Raw genomic sequence first — 23,876 nt, 5'->3', positions numbered from 1 at the left:
TGGCGTCCAGAAGGACCAAATCGTCGTTTCTGCCAGCATCCACGGTCCCTTGTGCGCCATGCGCGTCAGATGACGTTGAAGCTAAACGCCTCTTTCCACGTTAATGAACCGTCCGGGGGTGGACGGTTTTTCTTTACGTTCAAATAAGGACCTCATCGTGATGCTTGTGTTGTTCAACACCTCGCAGATTTTTGCAGGGTACATTTTCCTTTAATGATGATATTATTATTTAGATAATCAACTAGCTCGCTCTTGTAGATTGGGGTTGGGTTCATAATGAGGGGTATTCTCCGATTCGGTTCACGTACGATCTTGCTTCATATAGCTGCTGCCGTTGTTGTTGGTTTAATTGCAAGCTATGCCGTCATCTCTGCACCGGACTCCCCTAAGTTCCAAAGTGAAGCAGGCATTCTGGATTTAACGCAGGTTCATGTCAGTGAGAATCCGCTAAAGTTAAAAGGGGAGTGGGCGTTCTACTGGCAAGAGCTGCTGTCTCCTGAGGATATACAGAACCGTTTAGCAAGGGACGGAAATAATGCCCGCTGGATCAGTATCCCGAGCTCCTGGCTGGGCTATCGGTTAGATGGTCAGCTGCTGGACGGTACAGGTTATGCAACCTTTCGGGTGGTCATCGAGCTTAGCGAGCAGGATCGGAACGAGCGACTTGCTCTGCGGCTGCCGACCATCTTTCACGCGTATAAATTATGGGTGAATGGCGAACTGCTGGCAGAAGTCGGTGGGGTTGGTCAGGACAAGAATAGCGTGACCCCGCATCTGGCAACGAAGCTGGTGTTCTTCCAGCCAGAGAATGACAGGGTGGAGCTGGTTATGCAAGTAGCCAACTTTCATCATAAGCGAGGCGGCATCACCAAGTATATCGAGCTTGGCGGCAGTGATGTGTTAACGGTCAGGACAAATCTGAAAATCGCCGCTGAAATGTTCATCACCGCAAGCCTGCTGGTCATTGGCGTGTATCACCTGCTGTTGTTCGCCCTGCGACGCAAAGACAGGGCTACATTGTATTTTGGTCTGTTCACCCTGTTGTTCGGTATCCGTTCGTTGCTGGTCGGCGAGCTCTTGATTACACAATTGTGGCCGGCTTTTCCGTGGGAATTGCAGTTCAAGATCGAGTACCTGATTCTGTGCAGCAGTGGATATATCATCACGATGTACTCTATTTGCATTTTTCCGAATTATGTGTCGCGTTGGTTCCGTGTTGGCACGCGGATCGTGACTGGCGTACTCTGTCTAGTTGTTGTGGTGACCCCTGCACTAATATATTCAAAAATGTTACTGATAATCGGTGTGATTGTTGTTCTACACATGGTGTATCTGATGGTTGGGCTGGTCCAAGCGGCTGTGCGGCGTATGGAGGGAGCGCTGGTCTTCCTGCTGGTGTCGGTGGTTGCTTTGGTTACTGTCGTCAACGATTTTTTATATTACAACGAATGGTCGCCAATCGGAAATACCTCTCCGCTTGGTCTGTTGGTATTTACGATTGCACAGATGATTCTTCTTTCTTCGAGATTTACGAGGGCAGCATCGAACGAAGAGAGGATTGCACGTGAGCTGCAGGAAGCGAACAACAAGCTGACTGAAATGAATATGAATTTGGAACGGACCGTGCAGGAACGCACTCAGGCCTTATCCGCAGCTCATGATGATCTCCGCACTTCGTATGACCGCTTGCTTCACTCCGAGCAAGGGAGAAAAAAGCTTCTTGCCTATATTACGCATGATCTGCGTATGCCGCTGTCCAGCATGCTTGGTTATGTAGAAGCTGTGCAGGACAGGGTTAAGCCGGAACGTAATGAACAGTACCTGAAGTATATCCAGGATAACACGATAAGGATTAACCGCATGATCGAGGAGTTGTCCTTCTTGTCGCATTTGGAGACGGGACAAGTCTCGTACCGAATGGAGCCGGTTCATATGATTCACTTCTTGCGTCGTTTTTTTGAACAATATGAGCTGGTTGTGCGTGATGCAGGGCTCAATTTCATGCTGGATATCGGAGATGCGGAAGATCAACGACCTAACTTGCCTGTTGTCGAGATGGATGCGCAAAGATTAGAGCAGGCTTTGTTTAATCTAGTGTCGAACGCGATGAAGTTCACCTTTAGCGGTGGGCTGGTGCGTATTGCGCTAGCTATGGATGAGGTGAATCATACCCGCTATGCGATCATTAGCGTACAAGATTCTGGCATGGGTATTCCTCCAGATCAGCTTGAGCAAATTTTCGATCGCAATTATAAGTATGATCGACCAGGTGCAGAGATGGGTGTAGAAGGAAGCGGGCTCGGGCTGGCGATTTGCAGGGAAATCGTACAAGCGCATGGAGGGACGGTTCGAGCGGAGAGCGACGGCAAGACGGGGGCGATATTCTATGTATCGCTTCCTTGTATTACAAATGAAGGAAGGTGACGGTATGATGGACACGCACAAAATAATGATCGTCGATGATGATCCCCATATATGCGAGATTGTTCAGGTGTATTGCGAGAGGGAGGGTTTCCTATCCTCCTATAGCCATAGCGGGACAGAAGCCATGAAGCTGCTTGTATCGTTCGAGCCGGATTTGATTGTACTGGATGTCATGCTGGCTAATGATAACGGCATTGATTGGTGCATGAATGCACGCAGCTACACGAATGCGCCGATCGTGTTTCTGAGCAGCCGTGAGGAAGACGAGGTGAAAATCAGCGCATTATCCTATGGCGGCGACGATTATGTAACCAAGCCGTTCAGTCCGGGAGTACTCATGGCCAAGATCAAGGCTCATCTTCGCAGAGTGTCGACGGGCAGAAGGGAACAACTGCTGGAGTTACCGGGTATGACGCTGGATTTCTACGCACAGTCTGTCAACATCGGTGGTGAAACCATCTTTTTATCGAAAAAAGAGTTCAGTCTACTGTCCTATTTGGCACAAAACGTTAATCGTGTCGTCGGTGTCGATGCGTTGTTTCAGCTCATCTGGGGAATGGAGAGTCTTGAGGATACGAGAACGGTCGCTGTACACATCAGCAATTTACGCAAAAAAATCGAGGCTGACCCTGCCAATCCTGAGAGGATTGTTACGATTCGGGGGGCCGGATATATGCTGGTTGCCAGAACTGCGTTACAAATGCGAACGAAGTGTTAAGGTTGGTAGTGTGACAACGACTGCCGCAAACACATTACAGCTAGAGTGGGAAAGAAGCAAGCTGCTTTAAGAGTAGTGAGCTGAACCGTACCATAAATAGGTAAAACGGACAGTTCAAATTTCGATGACCGTTAAATTGCTCAATGGACTCGGCATTTTGTGTTCCTCCCTTACAAGGCAAAACAGCCCCAATCCCAGCGAAAGGATGGAGGCTGTTCATTGTTTCGTTGTATGTTGCTCAAACTTTAAGGTCGATGGTTCCGCCGAGATGCGGCTGTGCTGATTGCTGCACGGAACCGGTTCACCTGCCTTTCCGACCGTTAGTACCTTCGTGTAACGAACTACGACAATGTGTAGGGACGAAGGACGACTTCCAGCTCGCGGTGTAAGGCGAGGAATGCCGGTTGCAGACTGAATTGCAGTTTCTCTTGCACCTGTCCCGGCTTTGCCTGTTCGTAGGCAGTGACGACCCGTTCGAGCGACTGCTGCAGCTGTTGGACAAGCTGTTCCAAGTTGTTGGCCGGAAGCTGCTTCAGTAGGTCAGGCAGCGCTTGCTCCAAGTGGTAGAAACCCTCCACCACATTGCTCATGAGCGAGCTCGTTTCCTCAAATTGTCCTTCGTTAAGTTGGGCTTTGATATGTGCAATCGCCTCTAGACAGGTTTCGGACAGCTTTAGTGTCTTGTCCATGACATCCATGTATCTTTCCATTTCACGACCTCATTTCCGAGTATGAAAAAGGAGACCCTAGAGAGTCTAGAGTCTCCTTTGATAAGGATAAAATTAACGGAGCAACTGTAGAACGCCTTGCGGCTGTTGATTCGCTTGCGCCAGCATCGCTTGCGCAGCTTGGGAAAGGATGTTGTTTTTCGTAAACTCCATCATTTCCTTAGCCATATCGACGTCGCGGATACGCGACTCGGCAGCCGTCAGGTTCTCTGCGGAAGCTCCAAGGTTGTTGATCGTATGCTCCAAACGGTTCTGGAACGCACCCAGCTTGGAACGCTCGTTGGAGATAGTTTTGATTGCGTTGTCCAGTACTTCGATCGCAGCTGTCGCTTTCTCCGATGTTGTCACATCCAAACCGTATTCAGCACCGGTATTATTGGTTCCGTTCGTTACCGATTGAGTGGACGTGAACGCAGCACCGGCCACAGAGCCTTGTGCAGCGCCAGCGCCTGTACCGGAAATACCAAGTGCCAGGGAACGCATATCTCCAATGTCTACGGTCAACGTTTGTCCATTGTTTGCACCAATTTGCATTTTGAGGCCTTGATCTACAGCGTCGGCTCCAACTGTCGATTGAGCGCCTTCGGAAGCAGTCAGCTTCAATGTTTTCGCCAGCTCGTCCGCGCCAATCGTTACCGAACCGTCACTTCCTTGAGTTCCAGAGGAGATGACGAATTTGCCGTCTGCCAGACTTACCGTTGCGTTGGCAAGAGCAGGATCAGCCGCTCTGATCTGCGATTGCAGGTCGGATGCCAGACCGCCAGCTGTGTAGTTGCCTGCCGTCAGCGAAATATTGACGTCAATGCCGTCAATCGTCAGCGTGCCGGTATTGTTGGCATTCTGACCCTGCTGCAGCGCCGCCGATCCGAGGCCCAGCGCGGAAGCCGCGCTGCCTGTGACTGCGCCGATCGTGCTCGCGCTGCCAGTCAGACTGTTCGTAATGACAAGCTCGTTGTCAGCGTTGAAAGACGCCACTGCGTTGCCTGTGCCGAAAGCTGTATCCAGCTTGCTGTTAAGATCGGTCAGGAATGTTGTGCGATCGCCTACCACAGTGAAATCATAGCTGCCGTCAGCCAATGTAATGTTTTTCTTGGCACCGCCAACTGTCACGGACAGTTGGTTGTTGCCCGAACCTTCAGTGCCAGTTGTGAATGACGTTCCGATAAGGGCTGCTGCGCCGCCGCCATCAATCGTGAACTCATCCGAAGAATCGGCAGTTGTGAACATAATATTGTTGTTGTCATCGAAGCCAACCGTGACGCTAGCGAAATCGCCGCCCAGCGCCTGGATTTTCGCTTGAATATCAGCAACAAACTGTACTGCGCCGTCATTCCCGCCAGCGCTATAATCAGTTGTAGCCAGGCTGACCGTATGCGTTTCGTTGTTCAGCGTAATCGTCAACAGGTTTTTCTCCGTACCTTGTACGTAATCCGCATTGGCTGCATCCAGACCGAGGGCAGTTGCTGCGGAACCGGAGATGCTAGTAATGGTGCTGGAGATGCCGGCTGCGTTGTTCGTCAGAACGAGCTCATTATCGCCGTTGAAGGTAGCGACCACGTTGCCTGCGCCGAAGGCTCCACCCAACTGTGTGTTCAGATCGGCCAAGAAAGCGTTGCGTCCAACGGCACCTGTCATATCGTAATCGGCTGCGCTCAAGCTGATTGTTTGCGTATTGCCGCCTACGGTCAGCGTGAGTTCGTTGTTAGGCGTATCGGCAGCAGTTGCGAGGTCAGAACCATTACCAGCAGTTGACAAGTGAACCAGCGCGTTACCGCCTGTGATCGCGAAGGAATCATCAGCGTCGTTTGTTTTGAACAGAATGTTGTCGTTTGCGTCAATGCTTACCGTCACATTCGCGAAGGCGCCGCCCAGCGCCTGGATTTTCGTTTCAAGATCAGAAACAAAATCGGCTGCACTATCATCCCCGCCTGCGCCATAATTCAGTACGTCCAACTCAATCGTTTCAATAGCGCCGTTGAGATTGATTGTGAGCTCGTTATTGCCCGCCGTTACGTTAGGGCCGGAATCTGGATCAGCTGAATTCGCATAAGTGATACTGGAGGTAATCGTTGCACCTTGTGTCGCAGCGGAAACAACACTAAAGCCCGCTCCCAAAGTGGCAGCAACATCCACACCACCCGCAGCAGTCGCAGACGTAACTGTAACATTCGGACCGCTGTTCGCTGCAGACGGGGTACCGTAAGCCACGTTGCCTGTTACCGTGCCGCCGCCAACTGCCGAGATGCTAACATTGCCAAGCGCAGAACCTGTAGTCGTTGCAGCCGTATTCGAGTTCGTAATCGAAATATTGCCGGAGACTGCTCCGCCCGTAACATTGGCAGTGGACACCTTCTGTACGTTCAGTTCGCCTTTCATCAGGCTCTTGGTATTAAACTCCGTCGTATTGCCGATCCGGTTGATTTCGGAAGTCAATTGATTTATTTCCTCCTGAATCGCCTGGCGATCTTCGATGGAGTTCGTGCCGTTCGCCGATTGTGCTGCCAGCTCGCGCATACGTTGCAGGATAGAATGAGTCTCGTTCAACGCGCCTTCTGCTGTTTGAATAAGGGAAATAGCATCTTGGGAGTTGCGTTGCGCTTGATTCAGGCCGCGGATTTGTGAGCGCATTTTTTCGGAAATCGCAAGACCTGCAGCGTCGTCGCCCGCACGGTTGATACGAAGACCGGAAGACAATTTCTCTAAAGATTTGCCTGCTTCTGTTGTGTTACCTGCTAATTGGCGGTGCGTGTTCAGTGCTGCAATGTTGTGGTTAATTCTCATTTCTCATTACCTCCATGTGGTGTGTTTTAGATGCCTATCCGTTTGCATCCTTTGAAGCGCATACCCTTTACTCACAAGTCATTGATGGATTGCGAACGAATCCAAAACAAGGATTTGTAAGTCAAACTGTTATCTTCCTTGACTTCACCACTCGTCCTTAAGTGGCAAAGGCCTCAGACCTCGACCTTTTTTGCCGTTCCTAAGGTTATATTGTTTTCTTTCCATAACTCTCCACGAACAATAGAAATATGATTCGGTGCTTCAATCGCCAAGCGTAAATGGCCCTTATCACTCTTAACAACTTTTACCATAATATTGTTGTCGATCAGCACAAATTCTCCTGGTTTTCTTCCTAACACGAGCATTGGCTCATCCCCTTATCCCGCTTTTTAAATTGACATAAAAAAATGAGCAAACAGGTCACTGCCCTTCTTCCTCCTGAAGAATGACGGCGACTTATTTGCTCATCCTAAGCCTCGCAATTATTTAATAAATGATTCAGTTGTCAAAAAAAAAGACATTTTAACAGCAAAAAGACGAATAAAATAGGCACCTGTTTCAAATGTTCCTCCTTGAAACTACATGCATATCTTACTCGTCCATGAGTAATGAAATATAAGACTAATTTAGATATCGACAAATTATTTGAAATGTTTAGTCTTTCTGCGAAATTTTTTAAAAAAAGTTATTACTAGGACGTATCTGAAAACGCATCACGGAGTCAATTTGAAAATGGCGGCCACGTATACAAACGACAAGAAGCAATGGATAGAAAGAAAGTTTAACGCTTCGTCAGGCTTCCGAAGTTGTGTCCAAGGATAAGGCAGAGTTGGATTCGCTATGGGACTTCCTTGAACTGGAAGTCCGTAATGCCGGTGCCGAAAGGGGAATAATCCTGCTGGGGAGAGAGGGGAAATTGATTTGAATACATGGAAATTACTGGATATTGCTGACGGAGAAGTTGAGAGTACAAGCAATCTCAAAAGCAAGGGAACTGCAGCTATTTGACTCGTTCAATAGCTGCGGTAACGAAAGCCATTAAAAACCGAGAACCTTGTGTTTATTCTTGATTAAGCAATTCTCCGCGAACGATAGAGATATCTTTTGGTGCTTCAATAGCCAAGCGTAAGTGCCCCTTATCACTTTTAACTACCTTTATGATAATTTTTTCGTTGATCACTATGTATTGTCCGGGCTTTCTTCCAACGACTAGCATCAGACTCACTCCTTTACTGTGAAGGGATCTTGATGTGATTTAGCAACGCAAATAACAAGCTGACCTCTTTTCAAAGCGTTCTTCCTCCTTGTATTTTATCATGGTAGATTAGCCCACTCATGAAACTCAAAGAAAACTTTAAGTTCGCGCTCGAGATAAAGTATGCCAAAGAAACAGATTACAAAGATAATTGGTGGTAAGGTTTTATAAGGCGAAGCGGTGAATCGAATTAATTCAGACTGTTCTTATGAGCAGTCTTTTTGTTTGTGCAGAGGAAATATCTGTATACTGCTACTTGTGTTATATCTTAATTTTAGAATCATAAGCTTGAACTGGTTTTCGCTCTGTGAAAGTTGAGTGATAAATATTTGAAATTTTTATTGCCAAAATACTATATGATGCTTTATATTGTATATATTATATAGAATCCATAATCCATAATCGACAAACGATATCAAGAGAACAAGCCATATCTCCCAGGAGGTTATACAAGATGAGGGAAACGAGAAGGTTTATTATAGAAAAACAAAATATTAGCGAAGAAATCAGTGAAATTATTAAGGAGCGAATATTGGAGGGCGAGCTTAATCCAGGAGATCGGATTATCGAGACGAAAATTGCGAAGGAGCTTAATGTTAGCCAGACACCTGTTCGAGAAGCGATCCGATTGCTTGCCGGAGAAGACATAGTGACCATTGTTCCTAATCGCGGCCCATCAGTTCGTCTATTGGAGATGGAGGATGTATTCGAAATTTATTCACTAAGAGCTGTTTATGAGAGTCTGGCTATTAGGCTTGCCGTCAAAAATGCGAGTGAAGAGGATGTAGAGAATCTTAGCCGCTTTTATGACAACATGAAAGTAAGGCTAAACGACGATTCGGTCAGCTCATTACTGCAAGATTCCCACTTTCTTCATCAATCCATTATTTACTTGTCCAAGCACAAAAGACTAATTCATATGTATAAAACGATCTCCTTTCAAATTTTATTGGTAAATCGAATTTTAGGAAGCCAGTCAACGAAGCAAAAAGAAATAGACCAGCACTGGGAATTGATTGATGCGCTTATCCGCCGTGATCCTGATCATGCCGAGTCGGTCATGAAATCCCATATTAAACGGTCCTATTTCGAATTTGCCGCCATAAGCGGAGAACTGGGAGCTGCCTTTAAAGAAAAAGAATGGTTTTAATTGATAGTAAGCTCTGAAGAACGGAGTGTCTGATCTCGGAGAACGTCGGCACAAATTTAAAAACGAATTGTATGCGCTGTCAAAACAAAACTCCGGAGGAAGCCGTGAACACCTTGCTTGCTCCGGCGTATGTGTGCGCATGGAACTATATAAGTGAGGCTGCCTCACATTTTCCGCATGTACAAGTAATGGTGGAAGTTAAATTCACCGTTTAAAACAAGAGCTTGCCGCTCGCTAATCGTGGTTTGAATACTTCTGTTAGCTACATGGATGCATGGCCAAGTACCGGGAGACCATTCCAGGCAGGTATGCTGAAAGTAAGCTGCGGAGGGATTTAAATAAAGATTGTATAAAAGGAGGTAGAGGGGCGTCGATAAACGTTTATAACAATCCCGGTCGCGTCAGTAAATCAAGTGAAAACGAAGCCGTCACTTCATGATTTCACTTGTCATTCCTTCGCTTCCGAAAGAGCATCTTACTGACAGACCGGGAAATGCAAGAGCAAGTAGCGGTAGTCTGCTAAAAACTCTTAATCTCTATTGTCTTACTAGTCAACTTAGAAATCAACCCCTGAATGTTAACCAGAATGAGCTTATTACTTTTTAGGAGGAATTGATATGACTAAAAGGACTCACTCCTTATTTATTGTTGTCATTCTGATTGTAACCGTTTTCGTGACAGCGTGTAGCAGCAATAACAAAAAAGATCCGGAAACCACTCCGACTTCTGCGCCTTCCGGCAATGGACCCGCGGCAGCTGAAGGTGGTAAATTCGATCCGCCTATTACATTGACCACCGTAGGTACCGTTAAGCCTACCGTGGCTTACGAGAATGGCGATTCCGTAGATAACAATCCATGGACAAGAGAATATGAAAAACGGTACGGCGTAAAATTCAACACGCTTTGGACCGTAGATGGCTCGCAATGGGAAACGAAAACAAATTTAATGATAGCAACAGGCGATATTCCAGACTTTTTTCAGGCATCCCCTACCCAATTCAAGCAGCTGCTTGAAGCGGATTTGATAGAGGATTTAACAGCTACTTATGAATCTGCACCTGAGCGGGCGAAAAACATATTAAACGAAGGCGGACCTGAAGCGCTTATGTCGGCTACGGTAGATGGCAAGCTAATGGCCATTCCATTTACGGGTGCACCTAAGGAAGGAGCTCCGATGATCTGGCTTCGGACGGATTGGATGGAAAAGCTAAGCCTGGAGCCGCCAAAAACGATGAACGATTTACTTGCCATCATGGATGCCTTCGCAACAAAGGATCCTGACGGCAACAATGCTGCTGATACGTTTGGAATGGCCGTAGACAAAGACTTTGGTACTTTGACGGGTTTTTTCAACAGCTATCACGCCTACCATAGAATTTGGATTAAAGATTCTGCAGATAAGCTGCAGTACAGCAGCATTCAGCCAGAGATGAAGCAGGCATTATCCGTGCTTCAGGAATTGTTTAAAAAGAAACAAATCGATCCAGAGTTTGGATCCAAAGATTTTTCGAAGATGGCTGAAACCGTCGTAAGCGGTAAAGTTGGCGTTGTCATTACGCATCCATATGCCGGTTTATACCCGTTCCAATCCAGTGTGGATCAGGATCCGAAAGCGCAGTGGAAAGCATTCCCTCTTGTTTCAGCGGATGGTCAAGAGCCGAAAAAACAAGCTTCGCTAGGCGTTTCAGGCTACTGGGTGGTCAAGAAGGGCGTTAAGCATCCTGAGGTGCTGTTCAATATGCTTGATATGTGGGTAGAGCTATTCTACGAAAATAAAGATTTAGATATTAACAAGCAATTTGTCAATGGCGGCAGCAGCGGGACTAATGAAATATGGCAAATGAATAAGATTGCTGCGTATCGTGCCTATAAAAATGCAGATCAGCATTTGAAAATTATTAAAGCGCTCGAGACGGGAGATACATCAGAATTAACGGGCGATGACCAAAGCGCATTTTCCAACATTAAAGGATTTTTAGAAGGGGATCGGTCCAAGTGGGGCTGGAATGTCATTTTTGGCGAGGGCGGCTCGATGGGCGTTACGGATCAATATCGTCAAAGCAATGATTACGTAAATGATGAGTTTATTACGGCTCCGCTGCCGGTAATGAGCGAGCGTATGGCAGATCTTAACAAAAAGGAGCTGGAGGTCTTCACCAAAATTATTATTGGTGCGTCTTCCATTGACGATTTCGATAAATTTGTAGCTGAGTGGAAGAAAGAAGGCGGCGATGCTATAACAGCGGAAGTAAATGAGTGGTATGCAACGAAGTAAAGCATCGACCAGGGTCGGTGGCTAGCCGTTAGCCTATCATAGTCAGCATTGCGGAAGAAACGTTGCTTTTTTCCGCAATTGCTGATCTGTCCATCAGAAGGGAGTAGTTACGATGAAAAGATCTTTTTTCTTTAATCTGCCCTTGCATCTATTGCTGCTGCCGGCGGTCATTCTAGTTCTCATCTATTCTTACGGTCCAATGCTTGGAATCGTCATTGCTTTTCAAAAGTTTATTCCGGCTAAAGGCTTCTTTGAATCTCAGTTTGTCGGCTGGAAAAATTTCGAGTATGTGTTCCATTTATCCGATTTTCCGAAAGTAATGATAAATACCTTATTCATATCCATTATGAAAATCATAGCTGGATTGTTTGTTCCACTTGCGGTGTCGCTGATGCTTAATGAGGTAAGGCAGCACTTTTTCAAAAGAAGCGTCCAGACTCTTATTTATTTGCCGCATTTCTTGTCATGGGTTATTTTAGGCGGCGTGTTGATCGACATTTTGTCACCGTCAACTGGAATCGTCAATTCGTTTATAGGCATATTCGGCATCGAGCCTATTTACTTTTTAGGCGATAACAGCTGGTTTCCGTTCGTTACAGTGTTATCCGATGTGTGGAAGGAATTCGGGTTCAGTACAATCGTTTATTTAGCCGCGCTAACGGGAATCAACCCTTCCATGTATGAGGCGGCTATAATGGATGGGGCTGGTAGGCTTCGACAAACTTGGCATATTACGCTGCCGGGTATCCGGTATATGATCGTTCTTCTGCTAACGTTGAGCCTTGGCAACGTATTGAATGCAGGATTTGATCAAATATTCAATCTGTACAGTCCACAGGTCTACGAAAGCGGAGACATAATCGATACTTACGTTTACCGCATGGGCTTAATTTCCGCTCAATTCGGGCCGGCAACTGCCGTAGGTCTTTTCAAATCTGTTATTTCGCTTATCTTGATTTCAACCACTTATTATTTGGCCTACCGCTTTGCCAAGTATAGAATTTTTTAAGGAGGCTCAGGCATGCACTATAAACCAACATTATCGAGACAAGCGTTCCTTATTATCAATCTTGTAGTTCTTGGCGGTCTAGGCATTATATGCGTGCTTCCTATCATACACATACTGGCGGTTTCATTCAGCTCTAATGCTGCGGCGACAGGCGGACTGGTTAAATTTTGGCCCGTAGGCTTCAATTTGCGTTCTTATGAGTATGTAATGAGCTCGGGTCGGTTTTTTAATTCATTGGGCATTACGATGCAGCGTGTATTGCTTGGAGGACTTGTCAATATGGTTCTGACTTTGATAACGGCGTATCCTTTATCGAAAGAAAGCGACCGATTTAAGCCGCGATCGTTATATGCCTGGTTTTTCTTTGTAACCATTTTGTTTAGCGGTGGCTTGATTCCACTCTTCATGGTCGTTCGCGAGACGGGAATTATGGGCACGATATGGGCACTTATTCTTCCTGGAGCGGTCCCGGTATTCAATATTATTTTAATGCTTAATTTCTTCAGAGCTCTTCCCCGCGAGATGGAGGAAGCCGCTTTTATCGATGGTGCAGGACATTTGTCGACGCTATTTCGCGTTTTTGTGCCTTTGGCTTTGCCTGCTATCGCAACGATCAGTTTGCTTACAATAGTAGCACACTGGAATTCTTGGTTTGACGGCTTGATCTTTATGAACTCTCCGGATAGCTACCCATTGCAAAGCTATCTTCAAACGATCGTCATACAGCAGGATTTTTCTCAAATGACCGAACAAGAGTTGAAAAACATGCGTTTAATATCCGATCGCACGATAAAATCGTCACAAATATTTTTAGGTGCGCTGCCAGTGCTATGCTTGTATCCGTTTCTTCAAAAATACTTTGTTTCTGGAATTACATTGGGAAGCGTAAAGGAATAATGGTGATGGATGGAGGATTGCGATCTATGAATCGAATAGGAACTCCTTGGTATGAGAACAGCTACCGCAGAAATTTAGTCGATATGCACATTCCGGATTGGGATGAGCAATTTATGAGCCGGTATGATGCGGATCGCTATGCAGCTCTTCTTCAATTAGCCCGTGTAGATACGGTTATGATTCCGGCCAGCTCATGCCTGGGCATCAGTTATTGGCCGACTTCGGACGGACATATGCACAATGGACTGAAAGGGAAGGATTTAATCGGCGAAGTCATTGCGAAATGCAAGGAAGCAGGCATGAATGTTATCGTTTACTCGAATTTTTGGAGCAAATGGGCCTATGACGAGCATCCGGATTGGAGGTTTGTATCAGAGGCCGGCCGGAATACAGCGGAGTATTTATGGACGGAAGGTCGATACGGGGTCTGCTGCTTCAATACTTCCTTCCGTTCTTTCATGCTTTCACAGATTGTCGAGCTAAGTGAAAGATATACGTTCGAAGGACTATGGATCGATATGATCCATTGGCCGTATTCTCCATGCTATTGCGGAGGCTGCAAGGCGAGATACAAGTTTGAGACGGGAGGGGAAATTCCACGAACGATCGATTGGACTGATCCTGCTTGGGTACGATTCCAACGAATAAGGGAGCGCTGGCTGTCTGAATTTGCCGAAGAGATTCGCGAGTTAATGAAGGAGATAAAGCCAGAGGTGACTGTAGGCTTGCAGTGCGCCTCTTGGTCCACGGGCTGGATAAACGGTTTTACGAATGAATTTTTCAAACAAACTGATTATGCAAGCGGCGATTTTTACGGAGATGCGCTGCAGCAGTCGTTTATTTGCAAGGCTTTGTATGCATTATCCGAAAATCAGCCATTTGAATTTATGACTTCCCGCTGTCCGGATTTAACCGATCATACGACGACCAAATCGCAAGAACTGCTTCGCGCACAGGCATTCTCGGCTATTACTAATGGAGGCGCGTTTCTTTTCATAGATGCCATTGATCCGATGGGCACCTTGAATGAGCAAGTGTATGAGCGGATGGGTGAGATTTACAGCGAGCTTGAGGCATACGAGCCTTTTCTTGATGTACATGCCAAAATGCAGCAGGATGTCGCCATCTATATGAATTTTGAATCGCAAATTGATTTCGCCCAAAGCGGCCAATCGGCTATGGTAGAACCCTACAGCAACCCCATTGCCCAATCTGCGATGAATGCAGCCAAGTCGCTTATGAACGCCAATATTTCCTTCGGGGTCATTTCCAAAAAAAATATGAAGGAATTATCCCAATATGCTGTCGTCATTCTACCGGATCTGCTTGTGGTTGATGAAGAAGAAATCGAGGCTTTTCGTGCCTTTGTGAAAGATGGCGGCGGGCTGTACGCTAGTAAGAGAAGCACATTGTACGATAAGCTGGGTAACATTCGTACGGACTTTGGGCTCGCGGATGTATTCGGAGTTTCCTACAAAGGCATGACGAAGGAATCGGTTACTTATGCTGCGCCAGCAGAGCGGTTTGGCAGTTGGTTCAAGCACCATTCGAAGGCTCATCCACTATTGCTTTCAAGCGATCAAGCCATTGTTGAAGCTCATGCGAAGGGCGGAGAGCATGAGGTAGAATGGATTGCATCGCAGGTACTCCCTATTGTGGATCCGGCCGATAAAGTTAAGTTCGCATCTGCCATCAGCAATCCGCCTCAGATTGCAGCAAGTGATGTGGATTGCTCAGGAAGTACGCCCGCAATAGTCATGCATAAGTTCGGACAAGGAACGTGCATATACAGCGCCGGGCCATTGGAAATGATGAAATCTGACGACCATCGCGATCTGGTTATTCATATTATTCGAGCATTGGCAGGTAAACGTTTGAAAACAGAGAGTGATTCACCAAAATGCGTGGAAGCGGTATGGTTCCACCACGAGGCAGCTCGATGCTATTCTTTGCGCGTGTTAAATTTTCAAGATCAACTGCCAAATATTCCGGTTAGGGATATAAGTTTTCAGCTTCATCTGCAAGGTGTGATTCCAAGAGCTATTTATCAGGTGCCACAAAAAACGCCAGTTCCTTATTCAATCCAAGACGATATGGTTTCCATTCAGCTTCCGACGCTCGAGACATTTGCCATGATTATGCTGGAATACTAGATGGTTATCATCAATCTGGTTAAGGAGATCGAATCACATCATTAATACAGGAGAGGTATAAATATGGATGCAATTATTGATAAACGGTTGCTTGCGGGTTTACAAGATAAAACGTGGCTTTATACAGGCGCTGAAAGTCCCCTCCTAATGGAGACCAAATGGGCGGTTGAGTCCTACTTGACAAATCGTGAATTAGGTCCGGACGGCAGACTGCTCAATTCTCAAGAGGAAGCGAACTGCAAACAACGGGTGGCGCAGCTTGTCAATGGATCCGCCGAGAATATTGCTTTGTTATCCAATTCATCAGAAATTATTTCCTTAATCGCTAATTCGCTTCAGCTTAGGCCGGGTGATAACGTCGTCATCAACACGCTTGAATTTCCTTCTGGTATTTTGCCGTGGCTTGCCCTTAAGCAAGAGGGCATTGAAATACGCGTTATTAACCATACGAATTGGGAAATTTCCGTAGAGGATATTTTGGCGCAGGTAGATAAAAGAACGAGAGTAGTGATGACCAGTCATGTTAGCTACATTACAGGTGCAAGATTGGATTATATCCGCTTATATGAGCAGCTGAAGGAAACGAACGCATTGTTATTTCTTGACGCAACGCAAGCGTTAGGCGTAGTGGAGGTAGATATTAACCATACGGACTTCTTGGTTTGCAGTTCCTACAAGTGGTTGATGTCCATTCATGGTTTGGGTATCTTGGGGATCAACCCGGAGCGGGTAACTAGCTTGACTCCCAAATCTGTAGGCTGGAGGAGTGTAACGAATATGTTCGGCGTAGCGGAAAGCCAGTCCTTTGACTTTTTGGAAGATGCACGTAGATTTGAACAGGGATATCCGAGCTACGCGACGATATATGCTTTATCCAGTTCTACTAAGCTATTGCTGGAAATAGGGATTGACCGGATAGAGAAGCATGTGCTGGAGCTTGGACAATATTTGATAGATCGAATGGCTAAGCTGCCTTACCCATTAATGACGCCAGGAGCTGCCGAGCGCAGAGCGGGCAATATTTGCTTTGCATGCGCGTCCGGAGAAGAAATTGCTCAAGCATTGAAGGAAAAGTCGATTTTTGTATGGGGCGGAGATGGAAGATTCCGCGTATCGATTCATTTCTTTAACGATAAAGAGGACGTGGATCGACTTGTTGGACAGCTTGAACAGTTAATCAAGGGCGAAGGGGAGAGGTGAACGTGAACATCAAAGAAGCAAGTCATCCCGCATTGCGGATTCTGGAAGATCTCGTTCGCATACAAAGCGTCAACCCTCATTTTGGCGAAGGGGCTCAAGGGGAAGAAGGAGTCGCCGCTTATTTGGAGAAAAGGCTCAAACAAGCGGGGCTAACCGTATTCAGGCAACCTGTGCTCGATGGGAGAGATAATATTATTGCCGAGCTGCGAATCGGCAAACCAGATTCGACCTTGCTGTTCGAAGCCCATATGGACACCGTCTCGCTCGGCAGCATGGAAGATCCGCTTAATCCGATTTATCGCGACGGACGGCTTTATGGCAGAGGGGCATGCGACACGAAGAGCTCGCTGGCTGGCATGGTGTACGCTATGGAATATTGGTCACGTAATAGGGAGCAACTACAGGCTGATCTTGTGCTTTGTGCTGCCGTCGATGAGGAGGCTAACTACCGAGGAATTTTAAAGTTCCTTGAATGGCAGGCGCCGATCGCGGGCGCAGTAGTTGGAGAGCCTACGGAGTTGTCGATCGTAACCGCAACTAAAGGCTGTTCAAGAATGGCCGTTCGGACGAAGGGGAAGGCGGCACATAGCGCAGTACCGGAAGAGGGGGACAATGCCATCTATACCATGATGGATGTCCTGCGGTTTATTAGGGAAGAAGTCGAGCCTCAGCTTGAGCGGATAAGCCATCCCAAGTGCGGTCAGGCGACAGTAGTTGTCGGGACTATTAATGGGGGAACCCAAATTAATATTGTCCCCGAAAGCTGCGCCATTCAAGTAGATCGCAGAATTATTCCGGGCGAGACGCCTGATGGAGTAAGGGAGAAATTCACGACCGATTTATTGGATTACTTAGGAGAACATGCGGAGAAGGTTGAAGTAAGTGAGCTTCTTTCCGATTGGGCCCTGAATACTCCGGAGAAGTCGTCAATTGTAATGAAAGCCGGGGAAGCTTTGCGTTCATTGGAATTGAATGATGAAACCATCGGCGTTCCTTTTGGAACGGATGCAAGCAAGCTGCAGCAGCTGGCCGGTGTTCCAACCATCGTATTTGGCCCTGGCTCCATTCGACAAGCTCATGCCAGGGAAGAATGGGTATCCGTGGAACAGGTGGAGCTTGCCGCAGAATTTTATAAATCGCTTGCTGGACGATTTGGCCTTAAGGCACTTTAATGATATTTTCCAAGAAATTTATTTTGCAAAGGAGTGCGCGGTGTTGAAAAAAGAAATCATCCATACCTCATTGGCCCCGAAGCCGAGCGGTAAATATTCACAAGCGGTCAAGCTTGGAGATATGGTTTACGTGGCGGGAACTTGCCCTTTTGACTTAGATACGGGTGAGGTACTTTATCCGGGTGACATGGCCAGGCAAACAGGCTTGGTCCTGCGATATATGAATGAGATATTGAAGGAAGCGGGCACTTCTCTCGATCATGTTGTGAAAGTTACTGCATTTATAGATGAATTAGACGATTTTCAGGTCTATAACGAAGTATATGGAACTTTTTTCGAAATCGATCCTCCCGTCAGAAGCACAGTAGAAATAGTGAAATTTCCGCCAGGCATGCGTGTTGAAATTGAGTGTATAGCCTATCTCCCTTAATGAATGCCAGTCTAATTATCACAATTGGGGTGATTGTTTGTGAAAATTCATGACAACATTTGGCTTGTAGGGAGCGGACAGCACGGCTTCGAAATGACGCATACGTTGGACTGCAATGTTTATTTAGTTGGAGACGGAAAGTCATTCGCCCTGATCGATGCCGGGGCGGGTATCGAGTCCAACCGGATCGTGAAGTGGATCGAGGCTTTGGGAATTTCGATGTCGCAAGTAACGCAGCTTTTCCTTACTCACGCGCATGGTGATCATGCGGCCGGTGCGAATTACTTTCGTGAAGCCTACGGGTTGAAAGTCGTTGCTTCTGAGGAAGCAGCGCCTTGGATCGCTAGCGCCGACCATGAGAAAACGAGCATAGGACAGGCAATTGCCAGCGGAGTTTATCCGCGCGATTACATGTATACGCCCTGCCCGATTGACGATGTCGTTCGAGAGGGAGATATGCTGCAGGTAGGTCAACTGCGTGTAAGCATAGTCGAAACACCGGGTCATGCTAATGGGCATATCAGTTTTTTGATGGAAATAAACGGCCGAACATGTATTTTTGTCGGAGACGCCATGTTTGCGGGTGGTAAAATTTTTATTCAAAACAGCTGGGATTGCCATATTCAAAAATATGCGGCCACTATTGACAAGTTAGCTTCGTTATCGATTGATGCAATGTTTCCTGGCCACGGCCCTTTTCTCTTAAGCTCTGCCAGCAAGCATATTAGTAAAGCGCAGGCTCAATTCGGCCGATTGGACATCCCGCCTAATCTTTAGCTCTGGCAGCCGAAACGTAACTAAACCAAAAAATCGGTCTAACAGGAGGATTGACTATGAGAAAAATGAAAGCAGCTGTTATCGGATTAGGAAGCTGGGGGGAGTGTCATCTCGAAGCTTTTCGTTCATTGCCTCAGGTTGAAATCGCCGCAATTTGCGATAATCGTGAGGATCGTTTGCATGAAATGGGCGAGAAATATGGAGTTGTGCGGCGTTACACCAATTATGAACAGTTAATGGAACAAACGGACATCGATCTTGTCAATGTCGCGACTTTCGAGAAAGGACATTTAAGGCCGACACTGCTAGCGCTTCAATCCGGCAAGCATGTGCTGGTCGAAAAACCGATAACGACAGATGTTACGGAGGCGCATGAGATGTATCGCGTGGCGCAGCAATGCGGCAAACAGGTTATTCCCGGTCATTTGCTACGATTTGATCCCCGTTATGCAGAATTGAAAAGCGCTATTCAGAATGGACGGCTCGGACAAATTGCCAGCTTGTTTTTTAAACGGTCCAGGCAGCAGTCCTTGTTCGCTACCTATTCCAGAACGCATACCGTATATGAATTGACCGTGCACGATCTTGATTTGGCAGTATGGTATACAGGTAGCAGGGTCAAATCCGTTCGTGCTTTTGCGCAGCATCTCTCCGGCAGCGCCGCGCCAGAATCATTATGGGCGAACCTAACCTTTGAGAATGGAATGTTCGCAGTGCTTCATAGCAACTGGTTAACGCCAGACAAGGCGGGAGTCGAAATATTCGACAGCGTGGAGGTTAGCGGCAGCGAAGGTATAGCCCATTTTGAAACATCGAATGCCGGATTGCAACTATGGAATCAAGAGGGAAGCCTATCGAAGGAATTTTTTATTCATCATCAGCGAAATGGGCACACCTACGGGGCATTGCGAGACCAGCTGGACTATATCGCGAACTGTGTATTAAGCGGAGCAGGCTTTGAATATGTTTCCTTTGCTGACGCAGTCCACGGTATTGAGATTGCTGATGCTATTGTGAAATCCGCCGAGAGCGGTCAAGATATTTTCTTATGAGAGGAGCAATAAAGCCATGATACCAGAATTTGAAGCAAATCCGCAAATACTCCCGATCCCGCTTCCTCATTTTCCAACGCACATGCAGGCAATCATTTGGAGAAATTACGGTCTGGTGCCTACGGAACGCATTGCCGCTGTACTGGAAGCAACGGTAAGTGAAATAGAAGAAGTGGCTTTGCTAATGGGACTGCAGGTGCCTCAGGAGGCAGATGCGCAGTGGCTCACCAGGGGCTACATCACGATAATTCGGGCCAATTGGCATCTGCTTACCTACGAGCATCTATTGAAACTGCTTGATTGGACGGAGGAAAAGTTAGAGTTCACGCTTAAAGAGGATGATTTTCTGTGGGTAAAGCTAGGTAATTTAAAACCTTATGTAAATCCTGTACGTTATAAGCCTTTAAGTGCAAAGGAGAAAAAGCTTACTCTCGAGTGGAAAAAGCGCATGTCGGATGCTTTCGATCCCATTCAGAAAGAGCTCGATGGCACTTTTCAGGAGAAGCCGTTTGATTATTTGGAACGCTTCAAGCTTCCCGAGATACCTAGGATTTCAGCAAAAAGGCTACCGTTAGCAAGCGAAACTCGGCTGGATGTGCCCTGGACGATTCAGATTTTCAAAGACGAGAACGCGGGTGAAAATGAGGGCGAGAGCCATTTGAACGCCTACGCTCAGCGATTTGCCGATAAGCATGTACGGCTTTGGGGTGTGGAGTGGTCTGTTGCACATTTTTCTGATTCAATTCCTACTTTCGCTTCGCCTATGGATAGACCGATTCTTCGGATTAAGGTGGATTCTGCCGTTCAAAGAGCGAAAGAAAGCCATACGATAATAATTTCCACCGATGAAATCATCATCCAGGCATCCGATGAGGAAGGTGTTTTACGCGGACTGCAGTGGATCGAGCAAACGATGAAAAAGTCGGAGCTGCCTTATCTTGAGAAAGGGCAATACGAGCGGACCACCAAGTTCGACCTTCGCTATATTTATTCCTATAGCGCGGTATACGGCGATCCACTGCTCGAGACGGAGTTAGATCCTTATCCGGATGAGCAGTTGGAGCGATTATCGGAAGTAGGCGTTAATGGCATTTGGATGCAAAGCGTTCTTTATCAGCTCGTACCCTGGCGCGCGGCTCCGGAGCTGTCGGTCAATTGGGAACAAAGGATTGAAGGTTTAAGGAAGCTGGTTAAAAAAGCGGCGAAGTACGGCATTCACGTTTATCTGTATTTCAATGAACCGCGCTCCATGCCGCTTTCCTACTTCAAGGATAAGCCTGATTGGAAAGGGCAAGAGGAGCAAGGCTATGCCGCGCTTTGCACATCCGTGCCGGAGGTTCAAGCCATTCTGAGCGAATCTGTATCTGCCTTATTCAGAGAGGTTCCCGGACTTGGCGGTATATTCGCGATAACCATGTCTGAGAACTTGACGAATTGTTACTCTAGGGCATCCGGTGGTAAGACGAATTGTCCACGCTGCAGCAAGCGCAGTCCGAGCGCCGTTATTTCAGAAGTCATCCATTTGGTCGCAGATGCCGTTGCCTTGGAAGCACCTGCTGCCCGGGTGCTTTGTTACACATGGGCATGGACAGAATCTTTGGGCTGGGACGACAATGAGATTTTATCGGCAATTAAGCAACTTCCAAGCAATGTTACGATTCTCTCAGTAAGCGAGGATGAGAAAGAAACGAACATTGCTAACGTTCAAGGCAAAGTAATCGATTATTCCATTTCCGTTGTCGGTCCGAGCGAAAAAACAGCACGCATTTGGCAAATGGCAAGGGATAACGGATTAAAGACGGCGGCAAAGGTGCAATTCAATAATTCATGGGAGCTGTCGTCTGTTCCTTACTTGCCGGTATTTCAATTGATTGAAGAGCATCTGAAGCGGTTGAATGCATCTGGAGTAAGCGGACTAATGCTGAGCTGGACGCTGGGCGGTTATCCTTCATTGACATTAAGACTGGCTGCGGAGCATTATTGGTCAGCGGACGGAGGCAAGGCGAGAGGCATCGATGAATTGCTTGAGGATCAATTTGGAGCTGCGGCAGGAAAGATGATCGCGCTGGCATCGCTTGCGTTCAGCGAAGCGTTTCAACAATTTCCGTTTGATGTTGCGGTGCTTTATTTGGCTCCTCAAAATATGGGGCCGGCAAATCTGCTTTATATGGAGCCTACTCATTATAAAGCTACGATGGTAGGCATCCCTTACGATGATCTTGATAGATGGCGCGCAAAATATTCGGAATCGGTATTTGCCAATCAGTTCAAAAAGCTATCAAGCGGATGGGCAAAAGGACTAAAGCTGCTAGAGAAGGCGCGTAAGCACATTACAGCCAGCAGCAAGGCGGATTTCGACGACCTGTATCGGATAGCGAGCGCTGCTTATATTCATTTCTACAGCACTTATATGCAAATTTTATTCGTAAAAAATAGAAAACGCTATCTGATCACAACCGACAGGGAAAAGAAAAACAAGCTTGGAAACTCCCTTGCCGATATCGCTCAAAAAGAATTAGAAAATGCGTTAGCGTTGTATACCCTTGTAAAGCAAGATTCGCGCATCGGCTTCGAGGCATCCAATCACTATTATTATACGATCCAGGATTTGCAGGAGAAGGTAGTGAACTGCCAGTATGTGCTCGAGCAGCTTAAGAGTGAAGTAAACCCGTCTCAGATGCAAACATAAGGGAGTAGTATTGAAGAAAGTTTGGGGAGGAGATTAGTATGAACGTGATTGTATGGAATGCCCCTGAAACAATGAACGCAGAGCGGCACGAAGTACCGCAGCCGCAAGCTGACGAGGTTTTGATTCGGGTACTGGGCGTAGGTATTTGCGGCTCGGAAATTGAAGGATATCTCGGTCATAACAGCTTAAGAGTACCGCCGCTAATAATGGGGCACGAGATTTGTGGACGAGTTGAACAAAACGGTACTGGTGCAAACCAATATTCGGTTGGGCAAAAGGTCGTTGTTAATCCTTTATTATTTTGCGGCGAGTGCTTAAGCTGCTTGAAGGGATTGACTCAGCTTTGTGCCAAACGGCAAATTGTAGGCATTCATCGCCCAGGAGGATTTGCACAGTATACAGTTGTGCCACAAAGCACGCTGGTTCCGGTGTCTGAGTCCATAAACCCTTACCGTGCAAGTCTGGCCGAGCCTTTGGCCTGCTCCTTGCGTGCGGCGCGCAGGGCAATGGAGCATCATTCTTTCCCTAATGTTGTTGTATTCGGTGCGGGAGGTATCGGTTTGCTGTGTGCCAAAGTTGCGCGTTTGCTAGGGGCATCAGAGGTGCTTATTGTCGATACGAATGATGAGCGTCTGCATATGGCCCGCAATATTAAATTCGATCATACATGTAATCCGATAAGCGGGAGCTTGAAGGAGTATGCAACGGCCTTATTCGGGAGTAAGGGAGTAGACGTCGTTATCGATGCGGCGGGATTTCAGCCAACGCGGGAATCGGGAATGGAACTGCTGAGTCCCGGGGGCACCTTTATGAACATTGGGCTTGGCATCGACGAGACGAAGCTGTATATCAATCGTCTAATCCGTAGCGAAATCGAGATTCTAGGCTCCTTCTGCTACACCAGACAGGATTTTTACGATGCGGTGCAATTGCTGGAGCAAGGTGTTATTACAGAAGAGGGCTGGACGGAAGTGAGAGGCTTGACCGAGGCCAATGCGGCTTTCCAAGATCTAGTAGCAGGCAAAGTTATCAATGGGAAAATATTTTTGGATCCAACGAGATAGAACGGTTTGAAAGAGGTTTAGCTGGGAAGTTTCCAGCTATGCCTTTTTTTTGTGCGTCCAGCTTGAGCGCTATCTCTAGGGTTCAAGTCCCGATGGGATTT

Annotated in this window: 18 protein-coding genes; 14 read left to right on the top strand and 4 right to left on the bottom strand. The window is 46.9% G+C overall.

Annotation, left to right across the window (positions count from 1 at the left end; translation table 11 throughout):
* The first annotated feature begins 276 nt into the window (after positions 1-276).
* On the top strand, positions 277-2,424 hold the full coding sequence (locus tag IEY46_RS16400; protein WP_188993038.1) for a sensor histidine kinase: 2,148 nt from the start codon (positions 277-279) through the stop codon (positions 2,422-2,424).
* 4 nt (positions 2,425-2,428) lie between these two features.
* On the top strand, positions 2,429-3,142 hold the full coding sequence (locus tag IEY46_RS16395) for a response regulator transcription factor (RefSeq protein ID WP_229750324.1): 714 nt from the start codon (positions 2,429-2,431) through the stop codon (positions 3,140-3,142).
* 341 nt (positions 3,143-3,483) lie between these two features.
* Here the strand turns inward: IEY46_RS16395 and IEY46_RS16390 are convergent, their stop codons facing one another.
* The 4 genes from IEY46_RS16390 to IEY46_RS16370 form a co-directional block, all read right to left on the bottom strand.
* Positions 3,484-3,852 carry a DUF8042 domain-containing protein gene (locus IEY46_RS16390; RefSeq protein WP_188993037.1) on the bottom strand — a complete coding sequence of 123 codons (369 nt, stop codon included), beginning with the start codon at positions 3,850-3,852 and terminating at the stop codon, positions 3,484-3,486.
* Positions 3,853-3,924: 72 nt separating this feature from the next.
* A complete protein-coding gene (locus tag IEY46_RS36905) occupies positions 3,925-6,651 on the bottom strand; it encodes a flagellin N-terminal helical domain-containing protein (protein WP_308422806.1) in 2,727 nt (908 codons plus the stop codon).
* Positions 6,652-6,824: 173 nt separating this feature from the next.
* On the bottom strand, positions 6,825-7,016 hold the full coding sequence (locus tag IEY46_RS16375) for a carbon storage regulator (protein ID WP_188993036.1): 192 nt from the start codon (positions 7,014-7,016) through the stop codon (positions 6,825-6,827).
* 695 nt (positions 7,017-7,711) lie between these two features.
* Positions 7,712-7,867 (bottom strand): carbon storage regulator, encoded by a 156-nt coding sequence (locus tag IEY46_RS16370; protein WP_188993035.1) that lies wholly within the window; start codon positions 7,865-7,867, stop codon positions 7,712-7,714.
* 493 nt (positions 7,868-8,360) lie between these two features.
* Here IEY46_RS16370 and IEY46_RS16365 point away from each other — a divergent pair, with 493 nt between their 5' ends.
* The 12 genes from IEY46_RS16365 to IEY46_RS16310 all read left to right on the top strand — a co-directional run bounded on the left by IEY46_RS16365 (position 8,361) and on the right by IEY46_RS16310 (position 23,775).
* Positions 8,361-9,056 carry a GntR family transcriptional regulator gene (locus tag IEY46_RS16365; protein WP_188993034.1) on the top strand — a complete coding sequence of 232 codons (696 nt, stop codon included), beginning with the start codon at positions 8,361-8,363 and terminating at the stop codon, positions 9,054-9,056.
* A gap of 617 nt (positions 9,057-9,673) precedes the next feature.
* Positions 9,674-11,332: an extracellular solute-binding protein gene (locus tag IEY46_RS16360; RefSeq protein WP_188993033.1), complete on the top strand. Its 1,659-nt coding sequence runs from the start codon at positions 9,674-9,676 to the stop codon at positions 11,330-11,332.
* Between the two features lie 112 nt (positions 11,333-11,444).
* Positions 11,445-12,341: an ABC transporter permease gene (locus tag IEY46_RS16355; protein ID WP_188993032.1), complete on the top strand. Its 897-nt coding sequence runs from the start codon at positions 11,445-11,447 to the stop codon at positions 12,339-12,341.
* A gap of 279 nt (positions 12,342-12,620) precedes the next feature.
* Positions 12,621-13,238 (top strand): carbohydrate ABC transporter permease, encoded by a 618-nt coding sequence (locus IEY46_RS16350; RefSeq protein WP_308422805.1) that lies wholly within the window; start codon positions 12,621-12,623, stop codon positions 13,236-13,238.
* A 26-nt stretch (positions 13,239-13,264) separates the two neighbouring features.
* Positions 13,265-15,391 (top strand): alpha-amylase family protein, encoded by a 2,127-nt coding sequence (locus tag IEY46_RS16345; RefSeq protein WP_188993030.1) that lies wholly within the window; start codon positions 13,265-13,267, stop codon positions 15,389-15,391.
* A 63-nt stretch (positions 15,392-15,454) separates the two neighbouring features.
* A complete protein-coding gene (locus IEY46_RS16340; protein WP_188993029.1) occupies positions 15,455-16,591 on the top strand; it encodes an aminotransferase class V-fold PLP-dependent enzyme in 1,137 nt (378 codons plus the stop codon).
* A 2-nt stretch (positions 16,592-16,593) separates the two neighbouring features.
* Positions 16,594-17,763 carry a M20 family metallopeptidase gene (locus IEY46_RS16335; RefSeq protein ID WP_188993028.1) on the top strand — a complete coding sequence of 390 codons (1,170 nt, stop codon included), beginning with the start codon at positions 16,594-16,596 and terminating at the stop codon, positions 17,761-17,763.
* Between the two features lie 43 nt (positions 17,764-17,806).
* Positions 17,807-18,193, top strand: coding sequence for a RidA family protein (locus IEY46_RS16330; protein ID WP_188993027.1), 387 nt, complete (start codon positions 17,807-17,809; stop codon positions 18,191-18,193).
* Between the two features lie 39 nt (positions 18,194-18,232).
* The gene (locus tag IEY46_RS16325) at positions 18,233-18,970 is read left to right on the top strand and encodes an MBL fold metallo-hydrolase (protein ID WP_188993026.1); all 738 of its coding nucleotides are present in this window, start codon (positions 18,233-18,235) and stop codon (positions 18,968-18,970) included.
* Positions 18,971-19,026: 56 nt separating this feature from the next.
* Positions 19,027-20,022, top strand: coding sequence for a Gfo/Idh/MocA family protein (locus IEY46_RS16320; protein ID WP_188993025.1), 996 nt, complete (start codon positions 19,027-19,029; stop codon positions 20,020-20,022).
* 16 nt (positions 20,023-20,038) lie between these two features.
* Entirely contained in the window at positions 20,039-22,711 is a 2,673-nt protein-coding gene (locus IEY46_RS16315; RefSeq protein ID WP_188993024.1) for a hypothetical protein, read from the top strand.
* A gap of 38 nt (positions 22,712-22,749) precedes the next feature.
* Positions 22,750-23,775 (top strand): zinc-dependent alcohol dehydrogenase, encoded by a 1,026-nt coding sequence (locus IEY46_RS16310; RefSeq protein ID WP_188993023.1) that lies wholly within the window; start codon positions 22,750-22,752, stop codon positions 23,773-23,775.
* Positions 23,776-23,876: the final 101 nt, after the last annotated feature.

It is taken from the genome of Paenibacillus nasutitermitis, from assembly GCF_014641075.1.
In the GTDB taxonomy this organism is placed as follows: Bacteria; Bacillota; Bacilli; order Paenibacillales; family Paenibacillaceae; genus Paenibacillus_Z; species Paenibacillus_Z nasutitermitis.
The sequence above is the reverse complement of the archived record's forward strand: the minus strand, read 5'-3'. Positions and strand labels throughout refer to the sequence as shown.

Excerpts from the sequence above, each read along its gene's own strand:
- IEY46_RS16345 (WP_188993030.1), top strand. The coding sequence starts at position 13,265 with ATGAATCGAATAGGAACTCCTTGGTATGAGAACAGCTACCGCAGAAAT.
- IEY46_RS16315 (WP_188993024.1), top strand. The coding sequence starts at position 20,039 with ATGATACCAGAATTTGAAGCAAATCCGCAAATACTCCCGATCCCGCTT.
- IEY46_RS16395 (WP_229750324.1), top strand. The coding sequence starts at position 2,429 with ATGATGGACACGCACAAAATAATGATCGTCGATGATGATCCCCATATA.
- IEY46_RS16370 (WP_188993035.1), bottom strand. The coding sequence starts at position 7,867 with ATGCTAGTCGTTGGAAGAAAGCCCGGACAATACATAGTGATCAACGAA.
- IEY46_RS16340 (WP_188993029.1), top strand. The coding sequence starts at position 15,455 with ATGGATGCAATTATTGATAAACGGTTGCTTGCGGGTTTACAAGATAAA.
- IEY46_RS16355 (WP_188993032.1), top strand. The coding sequence starts at position 11,445 with ATGAAAAGATCTTTTTTCTTTAATCTGCCCTTGCATCTATTGCTGCTG.
- IEY46_RS16320 (WP_188993025.1), top strand. The coding sequence starts at position 19,027 with ATGAGAAAAATGAAAGCAGCTGTTATCGGATTAGGAAGCTGGGGGGAG.
- IEY46_RS36905 (WP_308422806.1), bottom strand. The coding sequence starts at position 6,651 with ATGAGAATTAACCACAACATTGCAGCACTGAACACGCACCGCCAATTA.
- IEY46_RS16310 (WP_188993023.1), top strand. The coding sequence starts at position 22,750 with ATGAACGTGATTGTATGGAATGCCCCTGAAACAATGAACGCAGAGCGG.
- IEY46_RS16360 (WP_188993033.1), top strand. The coding sequence starts at position 9,674 with ATGACTAAAAGGACTCACTCCTTATTTATTGTTGTCATTCTGATTGTA.
- IEY46_RS16350 (WP_308422805.1), top strand. The coding sequence starts at position 12,621 with ATGGTTCTGACTTTGATAACGGCGTATCCTTTATCGAAAGAAAGCGAC.
- IEY46_RS16400 (WP_188993038.1), top strand. The coding sequence starts at position 277 with ATGAGGGGTATTCTCCGATTCGGTTCACGTACGATCTTGCTTCATATA.
- IEY46_RS16390 (WP_188993037.1), bottom strand. The coding sequence starts at position 3,852 with ATGGAAAGATACATGGATGTCATGGACAAGACACTAAAGCTGTCCGAA.
- IEY46_RS16365 (WP_188993034.1), top strand. The coding sequence starts at position 8,361 with ATGAGGGAAACGAGAAGGTTTATTATAGAAAAACAAAATATTAGCGAA.
- IEY46_RS16375 (WP_188993036.1), bottom strand. The coding sequence starts at position 7,016 with ATGCTCGTGTTAGGAAGAAAACCAGGAGAATTTGTGCTGATCGACAAC.